General features: G+C 62.5%; 11 protein-coding genes. 7 read left to right on the top strand and 4 right to left on the bottom strand.

Annotated features, from left to right (window positions below):
- The 3 genes from QZY03_RS12150 to QZY03_RS12160 form a co-directional block, all read right to left on the bottom strand.
- On the bottom strand, window positions 1-526 hold a 526-nt coding region (locus tag QZY03_RS12150), incomplete at its 3' end, for a cryptochrome/photolyase family protein (RefSeq protein ID WP_295581349.1).
- A 119-nt stretch (window positions 527-645) separates the two neighbouring features.
- A complete protein-coding gene (locus tag QZY03_RS12155; RefSeq protein WP_295581352.1) occupies window positions 646-2,490 on the bottom strand; it encodes a caspase family protein in 1,845 nt (614 codons plus the stop codon).
- A gap of 386 nt (window positions 2,491-2,876) precedes the next feature.
- The gene (locus QZY03_RS12160; RefSeq protein ID WP_295581354.1) at window positions 2,877-4,154 is read right to left on the bottom strand and encodes a di-heme-cytochrome C peroxidase; all 1,278 of its coding nucleotides are present in this window, start codon (window positions 4,152-4,154) and stop codon (window positions 2,877-2,879) included.
- Window positions 4,155-4,817: 663 nt separating this feature from the next.
- Here QZY03_RS12160 and QZY03_RS12165 point away from each other — a divergent pair.
- The 7 genes from QZY03_RS12165 to QZY03_RS12195 all read left to right on the top strand — a co-directional run bounded on the left by QZY03_RS12165 (window position 4,818) and on the right by QZY03_RS12195 (window position 12,230).
- The gene (locus tag QZY03_RS12165) at window positions 4,818-5,126 is read left to right on the top strand and encodes a PepSY domain-containing protein (RefSeq protein ID WP_295581356.1); all 309 of its coding nucleotides are present in this window, start codon (window positions 4,818-4,820) and stop codon (window positions 5,124-5,126) included.
- Window positions 5,127-5,789, top strand: a complete 663-nt coding sequence (locus QZY03_RS12170; RefSeq protein WP_295581357.1) for a response regulator transcription factor — start codon at window positions 5,127-5,129, stop codon at window positions 5,787-5,789.
- On the top strand, window positions 5,786-7,126 hold the full coding sequence (locus tag QZY03_RS12175) for a sensor histidine kinase (protein WP_295581359.1): 1,341 nt from the start codon (window positions 5,786-5,788) through the stop codon (window positions 7,124-7,126). The genes QZY03_RS12170 and QZY03_RS12175 overlap by 4 nt, the downstream gene beginning before the upstream one ends.
- A gap of 91 nt (window positions 7,127-7,217) precedes the next feature.
- Window positions 7,218-8,537: a ferric reductase-like transmembrane domain-containing protein gene (locus QZY03_RS12180; protein WP_295581361.1), complete on the top strand. Its 1,320-nt coding sequence runs from the start codon at window positions 7,218-7,220 to the stop codon at window positions 8,535-8,537.
- Between the two features lie 86 nt (window positions 8,538-8,623).
- Window positions 8,624-9,070, top strand: a complete 447-nt coding sequence (locus tag QZY03_RS12185; protein WP_295581363.1) for a hydrogenase expression/formation C-terminal domain-containing protein — start codon at window positions 8,624-8,626, stop codon at window positions 9,068-9,070.
- Between the two features lie 62 nt (window positions 9,071-9,132).
- Window positions 9,133-10,233 carry a hydrogenase small subunit gene (locus QZY03_RS12190; RefSeq protein ID WP_295581365.1) on the top strand — a complete coding sequence of 367 codons (1,101 nt, stop codon included), beginning with the start codon at window positions 9,133-9,135 and terminating at the stop codon, window positions 10,231-10,233.
- A gap of 77 nt (window positions 10,234-10,310) precedes the next feature.
- Window positions 10,311-12,230 carry a nickel-dependent hydrogenase large subunit gene (locus QZY03_RS12195; RefSeq protein ID WP_295581367.1) on the top strand — a complete coding sequence of 640 codons (1,920 nt, stop codon included), beginning with the start codon at window positions 10,311-10,313 and terminating at the stop codon, window positions 12,228-12,230.
- A 4-nt stretch (window positions 12,231-12,234) separates the two neighbouring features.
- Here QZY03_RS12195 and QZY03_RS12200 read toward each other — a convergent pair whose 3' ends face one another.
- On the bottom strand, window positions 12,235-12,393 hold the full coding sequence (locus QZY03_RS12200; protein ID WP_363168691.1) for a hypothetical protein: 159 nt from the start codon (window positions 12,391-12,393) through the stop codon (window positions 12,235-12,237).
- Window positions 12,394-12,400: the final 7 nt, after the last annotated feature.

A 12,400-nucleotide genomic window follows, 5' to 3' on the forward strand; every position in this document is an offset into this window, starting at 1 on the left:
CGTCCGGGGCGTCACCTTGCATCAGGACATCGTGGCGCTTGCGCAGCTCGCGGTAAACGTATTCCATGCGCAGCGACTTGCGGCCCCGCGCGTACGCCGCGAATTCGCGCACGCTGCAGTAGAAATGGCGGTCCTCGCGGATGTCCAGCGGCAGGTCCCGGGCCTGCGCCGCGCCCTTTATGGCTTGGAGCACCCGCCAGTCGCCAGGCGCAGTCATCACCAGGCCGGTGGGGCGCAGGCGTTCGAGGTCGGCGTGCAACTGCGCGTGCAGGCTGCCGTGGTTGGCGGGGTCGTCCAGCCGGGTGTAGTGCAGGGGCCGACCGCCGGCGCGTAACGCTTGCGCGAAGTGGCGCATGGCGGCCAGAAACAGCACCGTGCGGGGCTTGCTCGACCAGACATGCGTCGATTCCTCGACCACCTCGGCCATCCACACCGCGTCTTGGGCGGCGTCGAACCCGTCGAACGCGGCGGCGTCGAGGTCGAGTTGGTCGCCCAGCACGAGCACCAACTGGCGCAACTCAGCCACGGGCACCCTTGGCGCGTCGGCAGTTCGCGAGGCGCTCGTGGCCAAGCCCACCGGCCCGCTCAGTGGCAAATTGCATTGTTGCTGCGCCCATCTCTAACACAAAGTGGTAGTTGCGCAGACTAAACTGACGGACTCGGTGGCTTTTTTGCTGACGTTCTTGCCCTTGGCTTGCTGCTGGACACAGTCGCGACGCCGCCAAGCCAGGGAACCGGGGCGGCCAAGACTTGGGAGGGTCCGAGGACCTGAGGCGTCTGGTCGTATCCGAGCTTGTGGAGCGACGCCGTCGCGGCTTTAACCAGTTCAGCGAAGCTGAGCGTCTGGCGGGCGCGTAGCGTCTTGGCCAGGCTGAATGTAAAGGCCCCGTAGCTTTCGTTGCCATGACGGTACTCGGATGCCAACTCCCCTTCCTGGCATGCCTCGATAATGAGCGGCAGGTAGGGTCCGACGGGAGACTTGCTCTGGCCAGCGAGGTCGTCGTATTCGGTCTGCGTCGTTCCGCGCAGCGACATTGCCCGGCCAAGCCGCCGGGTATCGCCATTGACGCCGCTGTACCGCCGCAGCGCTACCCGGTCGTCGGAGAATTTCGGCGTCACGGGTTGAAGCGGGCGGTTCTCCCACATCTGCTCTGCGACATTCCAACGCATCGCGCGGTGGCGGATGTCGTCCGGCGGCTCAAGGCCGCGGCCTTTGTTGCTGCCCGACCGATGGATGCCGCCCGAATGGCAGCAATCAAAAATCATGACCAGCCGCGTGTCGTAGGGCAGTTGGCTGTATAGGGCGAAAATCTGGTCGTCAATCACACTGCGCTCGGGCGTCCAGTCAAAGTCGTAGGGTACCAGGGTTTCGTCTTTGTGATCGACGGCGTCGCTCGCGCCATAGGTTGCCAGTTGAGCCCCGTGGCCGCTGTAGAAAAAGACGAGTTCGTCGTGCGGATGCGCGTCGGCTACCAGCCAGGACAGCCGGTCTCGAATACCTTGGGCGGAAGCCCGATCATTGAGGCAGATGCGAATCTGATCGGGGGCGAACCGGCATTCCTGAAGCACCGCGCTCATCAGAAATACGTCGTTCACACACCCATCTAGCCGTGCGGCGGGGTCGGGATAGTCGTTGATGCCCACCAAGAGCGCCCGCCGTCTCGGCTCGATTTGTCGAACCAGCGGCGGCGTGGCTGCGAATGCGCGCATGGTAAGCCCGCCATCCGCCACCCGCTTTTCGTCCGCTACCTGGCGATACACGCGGTCAATGGTAGCGGGGCGGGAGAGATACTGCACCGGGTCGTGGTCGGCAATGCCCTCGATATCGAATGCAGCGTCGACCTGCTCGAACTTGGGCTCGCCCGGCATGCGAATCTGGGAGGTGAAGACTGCGTCTTCCGGGTTGTAGAGGTGCAACCACTTCTTGATCGGCGGCAACGCGATCCGTCCCTGCGTAAGGTTGCGGACGACAAACGGATTGCCGATCTGCGAGCCGAGCGTTACATAGTTGAGTTGTGCAACCGCCGCAGTAATCGCGCGATTCGCTCGCGCATCGGTGTGCGTCAGTGCGTTGTAGGTGACCAGCGAACCCAGGCTATGAGCGAGCAGCAAGTCCGGCTGGGCATCCTCCAGCTTTGTCAGAACGCGGTCCCGGGTGGCGGCTTGGAACTCCGGATTCTCCACCCACGCAACGACATACCCGGCATACCAACGCAACGTGTGGTCGAGTTGGTCGAACAGGCCGCGTTTCTTGGCGCTGAATGCCTCTCCGAGGGCACTGCCGACCAGCTTGCTGAACGCAGCCGCCGTTTGCCAAACGGTTAGATCGACACCATCAAAGATGTCGTCGTAATCGATCCAATCGAAATGCAGGTCAACATCGGGTTGGGGGAAGGATCTGCGGATTGCCTTCTCCCAGGTCTCGTGCCACGGCTCCCCGCGATGGTCACCGAGACCATGCACGCCCACGATCTTTAGAGATGTCTTCATTGTCGGTACTCCTTACTCATCCGCGAGCTATGACGGAAGTTGAATGGGGCGCCGGAGTGGTGCCCCTGCCGGTGCACCTATCGCGTCAGGCACCGAGGTCACGTCTTGCAATCCAACACCCAGCTAAACTGACCAACGCCACCTGCGGCCCTCAACGCGCCCCGCTCTACGATCATCCTAAGAACAACGCCAAACGTCCGCGTCCTCCTGAGCCGTGCGACGCCAAAGGTAGCCCACGGACACGGGTCAAGAAGTCCGTATTATTACCTATCGATCTGTCAGCAAATATACGGACAAGGCGCACCGGGCCTTCTGCTGGAGTAAAGCCGGCCGCGGAGCGTTTCGCGGTCCCCAGTTTCGCGCTGTCGCGTTCCGCTCGACGCGGGCTACAGAATCTTGAGGTATTCGAGCAGCGCGGCCTTGTCCTCGGGCGATAGCTGGGTGCCGAATTCATGACCACAGCGGCTGTTGCCGGAGTTGCGATCAGCGCAATCGGTCGTCTTCAACGTAAAGTCGAACTTGGTCTGCTCGGCGGCCAGGCCGACATTGACCGTATCGTAGGCCGGACCGACCTTGAACTCCTTGACCCGCTCGGCGGCCGGCTTCAATAACTCGGCCAGCGTGGGCACCGAACCGTTGTGCAGATAGGGGGCGGCAGCCCAGATGCCCTCCATCACGCGGGCCTCGTAGACGGGGGTCGGCACGGCGTTGGCCGCCCCCGCGCGCGATGCGTTAAACGCGCCTTTGAGGTCTAACAGGAAAGCCTGATCCGGGCTCAACCGGGTCAGGCTGGCATCCATCTCGCCGCGCGGTTTCGTATCGAGATCCGCGACCGATCGCTGGAGGATCGTCCCCAGGACGGCCGTCGAGAGCACATTGAAGGCCGAATCGACGGGTTGCAGCCGCTTGAGGGTCAAAGGAATCGGCGCCCCGGACAACACGCCCGTGTCGACGGTCCGGCCCAGGAGCCCCCATTCCCGGATGTCGGTTCCCACATCCTGGAGCGGGGTGGCCCAAGTGCTGCCGACCAGTGAACGGAATTTGCCTTTCTTGATTTCATGACAGCCGCTACCACACTCCTTGTCATAGATCGGTTTACCCTTGGCGGCCAGTGCCGTGTCAACCGGCCACGGCCACTTCGGCGGGCCGATCTTCTCAATGAATGATTCCAGGGCAACCAAACCGGCGAAATCGGCTGAATTATTCGCCAGATAATCGACCTGAAGCAGGCGCCAATCATCCTTTTTCGGATGGAAAATGCCGAACACACCGAACACTTCACCGAGATTACGCGACAGACCCAGGAGCGCGTTGCCATTGTCGGCGAAGCCCGGCCATTGGGTCCGGTTCTGGATCGGCGCGTTCCACATGAAGGGGTAGCGGACCGGTGCGTCGGCGGGTTGGATGTTGTCCGGGATCAGATAGGTCGGCGGCCCGCCGATGTCGAGTCCGGCCAAGCGATTGAAAATCATTGACACAGCGTCGAGCCGCGCCGGCCCCCAGGGGTCGGGCGGGAGCGCGCGCGAGATGAGTGTGTGATAAGGCAGATACCAATCCTGTACCGCCTGAAGCAATTGTGCCTCCTGCTCCGGTGTCGGTGTCGGGCCGAGCACGCCATGGGCGAAATCACTGAAGGTCGGCGGGTCGTTCAGCACCTTGCCCACGGCGGCATCGAGAATTAGAGCGCCGCCAACCGCAAAGCGCCGGGGTCTAACAGTCTTGCAATCCAACACCCTCCCAAACCTATGTGCGCCAACTGCTCGCCTCCGCGCGCGCCCACTCAACGACCACCCTAAGACCTCTCCAAGGTCCCGCGCCCTCGGCAACCGCTCGAAGACGAGATTAGCCCACGAACAAGGTCAAGAAGACCGTGTACTCGCCTACAGCGCTATACGCGAGTTTACGGACAAGGCGTGCCAAGGGACCCCGTTGCAGGATGTCCCCGTCGAGGTTCCCGTCAGCCGGCAGGCGGGGCATTGCCGCGAGGCCCCTGGGGGTTAAGCCGTTCGCGGATCTGGGCCGTAGGGTGCAGGAGGGCTTCCCGCTCAAGGTTGTCCGACGTGCTGGGAGCCCAACGTTGGGCACGGTCCCCGCGTTGGGCTTCGCTATCGCTCAGCCCAATCGACGCGGGCTGATCTTATCAAGGCTGGTTTTCAGCGGCAGTTCAGTTTGTGCGATCACACTGCACCCGTCGTTCGAGCAATCGAGCAGTTCGCGATCGACCTGGCTTGACGGCACCGACAAGGCCTGCCTGTGTGTGCGCTCGGTCGCCGATCGGCCGCGTCCTTCGCCAGGCGCAAACCAACGCTTTCAAATGGAGCAACCGGATGAAACCACATCACCTGATCGCAGCCACCGGTCTTGGACTGCTGTTAGCCATGGGCAGTCCCCTGGCCAGTGAGCGCCTGGATCACGACGAGATCAAGCAACTGCGCGAGACCGGCCAAATCCTGCCGATGACGCAGGTGATGGACAGTGCGCAATCCGTTCAGCCAGGCCAACTCGTGGAGGCCGAGCTTGAGCGTGGAGATGGCACCTATCGTTACGAAATCAAGATCCTGGCCGCCGACGGGACGATCCACAAGCTCTCTCTCGAGGCCGCGACGGCCGAAGTGATCGAGCGCAAGGAGAAGTAGATGCGACTCCTGCTGGTCGAAGACGATGCCGGGTTGGCGGCCGAGCTGCAAAAAGCGCTAAAGTCCTCCGGCTTCGTCCTCGACCAAGCCGGCGATGGGATCACGGGAGAGGCGCTCGGGGCCGGCGAGTCCTATGACGCCATCCTCCTTGACCTTGGGTTGCCCGGGCGGCCCGGGCTCCAGGTGCTGCGCCATTGGCGCAGCCATGGGGTGACGACACCCGTGCTGGTGCTGACCGCGCGCGACGCCTGGCACGAGCGTGTCGATGGACTCAAGGCGGGAGCCGACGACTATCTCGGCAAACCCTTCCACATGGAGGAGCTCATCGCCCGCATTCATGCCTTGACCCGACGGGCGGCGGGCAATCTGCGTCGTGGTCTGGAGGTCGGCGGGCTCTGTCTCGACGAGGATCGGCAGCGGGCGATCCTGGCCGACGGTACTGCCCATGAGCTGACCGGCACCGAGTTCCGCCTGCTTCGCTACCTGATGCTCCATCCCGACCGGATCCTCTCCAAACCGCAGATCATGGATCATGTGTACGAGTTGGAGGCCGACCGGGGCAGTAACCTGATCGAGGTCTATGTGCGACGCCTGCGCGAGAAAATCGGCAGGGACCGGATCCGGACCCTGCGCGGCCAAGGCTATCTCTTCCCACGCCAATGAGATCACTGGAAGGTCGGCTACAGATCGGACTCGGCGCCAGCCTCTTTGTCCTGCTCGGTGCGGTCTGGTGGATTGGCTACGAAGCCCTGCACCGCACGGCGGATGCCTTCGTGCTCGCGCGCCTGGAGCACGATGCCGAGGCGCTGGTCGGGGCTTTGAACAGGCGCGCGGATGGGCGCCTGGAGGTTGGGGATCAGCACTTGACCCCGGTTTATCACCAGCCTTATTCGGGGCATTATTTCGTCATCGAAACCCGCGATGGACAACGCATCCGCTCGCGTTCGCTCTGGGATCAGGATCTGGCCGACCGTCCTCTTCCGCCGGGCACCTCCGCGCATTGGCGTGCCGTTGGTCCGCAGCAGCAACGACTGCTGGTCTGGGAAGGCGGTTATCACCTGGATGGTATCGACTTCGCGCTTGCCTTCGCGGAGGACGTCACTGCGCTTGACCGGGCGTTGGCGTTCATCGACCGGCTGTTCGCCGGGCTGGCGGTCGCTGGTTTGCTTGTGATGCTGCTCGTGCAGCGGTTCGTCGTGCAGCGGGCCTTTGCCGCCCTAGCCCCCGTCTACCGGGACATCGAGCGCCTGGAGTCCGGCCAGACGGTCGCCCTGACCGAACGGGTGCCGAGCGAGATCCTGCCCTTGGTGCGCAAACTCAACCACCTGCTGTTGCGCTTCGGGCAGCGCCTGGAACGCTCGCGCACCGCCGCCGGCAACCTGGCCCATGGGATCAAGGGGCCGCTGAGCGTCCTGCGTCAGCAATTACAGGATCCCGGCCTGACCATCGATCCGGCACCGCGTCTGGCGCTGATCGAACAGGTCGAGCGGCTGCGCCAGCTCGCCGAGCGCCAGCTCAAACGGGCGCGGCTTGCCGGCGCCGGCGGCGCGGGAATTCATTTTGATCCGGACGTCGAGCTGCCGACGCTGGTGCGGCTCCTCGGGCGTATCCATGCCCCGAAAGTCCTCGACATCCAGCTCGATCTCCGCACCCCTGGCTCGGTCAATCTTGACCGCGAGGACATGCTGGAACTGCTCGGTAACCTGCTCGACAACGCCTGTAAATGGGCCAGAACCCAGGTGCGATGCAGCGTGAAAAGGCTGGGAGATGAGCTCGTCGTTCGCGTCGAGGACGACGGACCCGGGTGTTCGGAACAGGAGATCGCCGCCATCACCGAACGCGGCCTGCGACTCGACGAGCAGGTCAGCGGCCACGGACTCGGACTGGCGATCGCCCAAGAGATCGTCGAGAGCTATCAGGGTCGGATCCGTTTTCACCCCTCGCCGACGCTCGGCGGCCTGTGCGCCGAGATCAGGCTGCCGGTGGGCGAAGGGCGGTAGTTCCCATGGGCCGTCATTCAGTTCGCATCCTGAGTGTAACAACCAATTTCATCGATCCATCATTTCATCAATCAATGGGGCTCATGCCATCATGAAGATCTATCTGACCGGCTTCATTGCGCTGCTCGTCATTGCCTGGGTGGGCACACTCAGTGTGAGTGGCCAGGGGATCCACTCTCTGCCCTGGGCCATTCAAAGCCAGGCGTTCTACCTCAGCGGCCTGCTCGCAATCAGCCTGATGTCGCTCGCGATGGTGCTGGCAACCCGTCCGAGCTGGCTGGAACGTCCGCTCGGCGGCATGGACCGCGTCTACCGAATGCACAAATGGACCGCCATTCTCGCGGTCAGCTTTGCCGCGATGCACTGGCTGCTCGAGGATTGCGACGACCTGATCGAATCCGTGTTCGGTCGCCTGGGACGACCGCTGGAAGTGCAGTTCAGCGGTCTGATGCACGACTTGCGTGATGTCGGCGAGGAGCTTGGCGAGATCGGCATCTACCTGCTGCTGGCCATGGTCGTACTGAGTCTCCTGAAGCTTTTCCCGTACAACCTCTGGCGCCATGTCCATCGTGCGATGCCGCTTCTGTACCTCGCGCTCGCTTTTCATGTTGCCGTGCTGGCACCAAGCCATTACTGGAGCCAGCCGCTCGGCCTACTGCTCGGGGTGCTGCTGGTGGCGGGATCGTGCGCGGCCGTTATGTCACTCTTGGGTCTCATCGGCCAGACGCGTCGGGCGCGGGGATCGATCGTGTCGATCTCGACACCCGCGCGCGATGTCACCGAGGTGGTCTGTCAGTTGGAACCCCGTTGGCGGGGCCATCGCGCCGGACAGTTCGCCTTTGTGAGCTTTGATCGTTTCGAGGGTCATCACCCCTTCACCATTGCCAGCGCCGATCAAGGGGACCGCCGGGTGACCTTTCTGATCAAGGCGCTGGGCGATTATACCCGCACGCTGCCACAGCGAATTGCCGTGGGGCAGGCGGTGACGGTCGAGGGACCTTACGGCTTCTTTGAACTCCCACGCCGCAATCCCCAGGCACGGCAGATCTGGGTGGCCGGCGGCATCGGTGTCACGCCCTTCATCGCCTGGCTGGAAGCCTTGCGCGTCAAGCCGGACGTCGCTCTCGTCACGGATCTACATTACAGCACCCGGAACCGGGCAACCGATCCCTTCGTTGAGCGCCTCGAAACCCTGTGCGCGGACCTGCCGGGCGTCTCGCTTCACATCTATGACAGCCAGGCCGGAAGCACCCTGAGCGCCGAGCATCTTGCCTCCCTGCACGACGGTTTGCGCAAAACCGAAGTCTGGTTCTGCGGTCCGCGCACATTCGCCAAGCGATTGCGTACCGGACTGACCCGCGCCTGGCGCGGACACTTACGCTTCCATCAGGAAGCCTTCGAGATGCGCTGAACTAAATGAATCGGATTGATTGATGCGATACGGGGTAAAGTGATGTGACCAGTTTAAGCGATATTCCAGTTCGTGTTGACTGCGCCATGCGGCAGACGCACGATCTATCGATTGTCGATAGCGTACTGAGCGAGATTCAGATATCACTCAGACGGCTCATTGAATCGGGACAACCGAGCGTGATTGATCTGAGATTGCTGCCGCGAATGCGCTCAGCGACCTATCAATCGCTCAAGGAGGCCTTGTCGATGGGTGAGGTGACCGCCGTGATCGAGGCGGAAGTCAAGATCACTGTCAGGGAAACCCAATACCCCGGCGTGTGGTGGCTGACTCACACCAACGAGCAAGGAGGCATCGTCACGGAATTCATCGAGATCACCATGATTCCGGACATCCTGAGGCCCCATACGGCAGACCTGCGCGCGGGGTTGAAACGGCTCGACCAGGCCCTCGCGGTTTCGCGTGTTGAACCGCCGGCGACGACGCACATTGGCACCATTGCGCCGGGACAGACGAAAGGACAACGGCCATGACCACCGCGTTACAGAAGCCATCGACCTCGGCGCAGGAACAAGCGTCGACGGACGGGGAAGTCATGCTCGACGACGCCACCGCGCATCGATTGCTCGAACTTGGCATCAGCCGACGACATTTCCTGTCTTTCTGCGCGGGCATGGCGTCGCTGATGGCCTTGCCGCAAGCCATGGTGCCGCAACTGGCCGCCGCCGCAACCGCGCGCACTAGACCATCAGTCGTTTACATGTCGTTTCAGGAATGCACGGGCTGCCTGGAATCGATGGTGAACTCCTTCGCCTTCCGTGGCGGCACCACGATCGACAACCTGATCCTCAACCTGATCTCTCTGGATTATCAGGAAACCCTGATGGCCGCCGCCGGTGAGCAGGCCGAGGAACAACTCAGGACCGTCACGCGGGCAGCCGGCTATGTGCTGGTGGTGGACGGATCGATCCCCGCCCAATGGGACAACGGGTTTTTCATCAGCGGCGAACGCAGCGGCGTCGCCCGCTTCCGGGATGCCGCGAAAAATGCCAGATTGATTCTCGCCGTGGGCACCTGCGCCAGCTTCGGCGGACTGCCGAAAGCCGCTCCCAACCCCACCGGCGCGGTCTCGATCCAGGACTTGATGCGCAATCTCGGGATCAGCAAACCCTTGATCAACCTGCCCGGGTGCCCACCGATTCCGGAGGTGATGACGGGCATCATTCTCTATTATCTGGCGCGTGGCATGCCCTCTCTGGACGCTCTTCGCCGCCCAACCATGTTCTATGGCGAAACCGTCCATGACGAATGCTATCGCGAGGAAACTTACGACGATGGCCCTTTAGCACGCTCCTTCGATGATGCCGCGGCCCGCCGTGGGGGCTGCCTGATCAAGCTCGGCTGTAAAGGGCCGGTCACGCATAACGCCTGTGCCACGATCAAATGGAATCAGGGCACCAGTTTTCCCATGATGTCCGGACATGGCTGCATCGGCTGCTCGGAGCCTGATTTCTGGGATCGTCTCAATCTCAACGGCCGGAAAGGATTCTATGTCCCTTTGGCCAACGGCGAGGGAGAGGATGACGACGATGACGATGACGATGACGATGACCGCGGTCATGGTCATGGTCGTGGTCATGGCCGTGGTCATGGCCGTGGTCATGGCCGTGGTCGGGATGACGATGATGACGATTGATTGCGTCCCGTCTGACTCAATCCCATTCCGCCTTGGCTTGTCAGGGCATCAATCCATCGCTGCATAGGAGAACAAACATGGCGACTACGCCGAATGTCATCATCGATCCCATGACGCGCATTGAGGGCCATTTGCGGATACAGGCGTATGCCGAACCCGATGGCCAGGGCGGTGGCGTCATCACCAAACCCGGTCTCAGCTCCAGCACGATGATCCGGGGCATCGAGTCGATCCTCCTGGGGCGCGATCCGCGTGATGCGTGGGCCTTTACGCAACGTATCTGCGGCGTCTGCACCGTGGTGCATGGGCTGACCTCGGTGCGGGCGGTCGAGCACGCCATCGGCATCAAGGTGCCGAAGAACGCCGACTACATCCGCAACATGATGATCGGCGCCCAATATGTGCATGATCATGTCATGCACTTCTACCATCTCCACGCACTGGATTGGGTGGATGTCGTCAGTGCCCTGGAAGCCAGTCCAGCCGCTGTCGCCAGCCTGGCCAGGAGCAACAATCCCGGCCATAAGCCCGACCAGGGCAGGCTTCCCGATGCCGCCTACTTCCAGACGCTCCTGAATAAGCTGAACGGCATGGTGAGCAGGGGCCAACTCGGGCTGTTCGCCAATGGCTACTGGGGGCACCCAGGCTACAAACTGTCCCCGGAAGCGAATCTGTTACTGGTGTCGCACTATCTGGAGGCGCTAGGCTGGGCACGCGAGGTGGTGAAACTGCACGCGGTCTTCGGCGGCAAGGATCCGCATCCCAATCTGGTGGTGGGCGGCATGCCCTGCACCCTGAGCAGTAATCCGGGCCGCATCACCGAAGACGCCGGCGGGACGTCGCTCAATACGGCGGGGTTGGCGGTCATCAAGACCGCCATCGCCACCATGAAGTCCTTCGTCGACCAGGTCTACCTTCCCGACGTGCGCCTGTTGGCGAGTCAGTACCGGGAATGGGCGATGATCGGCGCGACGGAAGGACATTTTCTCTGTTTCGGCGATTTCCCCGATCCGGCCTTGGTCAGGACCGAGTTCAAGGATGGCGCCATCGATTATCCCGCCGGTTATCTGATTCCGCCGGGCGTCATCTGGGCTGGCGATCCCACGCGGCTGCGCCCCTTCGACCCCTACCTGGTCACCGAGAACGTTGCGCATGCCTGGTATCAGGGTTCGACCGCAGGCGAACATCCCGCCGTCGGATCGACGACACTCCACTACACCGGGCCGAAGCCCGATGGCGCATCGCGCTACATGCTCGACGAATCCCAGCGCTATTCCTGGATCAAGTCACCGCGCTATGACGGCGAGCCGATGGAGGTCGGGCCACTGGCCCATATCCTGGCGATGCACGCGCGGGGCACGCTGCCCACCGACAAGCTGGTGCGCCGCGCTGTCCAGCAATACTGGACCAATCCGGTCGCGCAAGACGGCCTGGGGCTGACCATCGGGCAACTCAATTCGACGCTGGGGCGCATTTTCTGCCGGATGTTGGAAACCAAGATCATCGCCGACCAGATGGCCGACTGGTATCAGCACTATTTCAGGAACCGCTCGGGGGCCTACTGGAATCCCGAGACCTTCACCCGTTTGACCCAGCCACAGCAGTGGCCTCAGTCGGTCGGTTTCGGTTTCACCGAGGCGCCGCGCGGGGCGCTGGGCCATTGGGTGAGGCTTGATCGCGCGTCCGGCCTGATCGCGAATTATCAGTGTGTCGTCGCCAGTCAATGGAATGCCGGACCTCGCGATGGCCAGGATACCGCCGGCCCCTACGAGCGCGCCCTGGTCGGCCATCGCCTGGTCGATGTCAAGCGACCGCTGGAAGTCCTGCGGACGATTCATAGCTTCGATCCCTGTATCGGCTGCGCCGTCCATCTCATCGATCCGGATGGTCAGCCCCTGATTGAGGTCGATGTCAATCATGCCGCCAGAGTGTCAATGGTACCAGACGCCGGGGGCACAGCCCGAAGTGACGCACATCCGTCAAGCGGTGGCACGTGAGACGCTACAAGCGCAACAGCCACAACTCGACCGCCGTCGCGATCTGGTGATAGACCGCCTCGCAGACCTCCCGGCCCTGCCGGTAGGGATCGGGAATCTCGATGCCGCCCCAATGACCCAAGAGATAGACCTTGCCCGCGCTCGACGGGGCCAACTGCAGCAAGTGGCGA

It is taken from the genome of uncultured Lamprocystis sp. (assembly GCF_903933125.1).
Lineage (GTDB): Bacteria > Pseudomonadota > Gammaproteobacteria > Chromatiales > Chromatiaceae > Thiodictyon.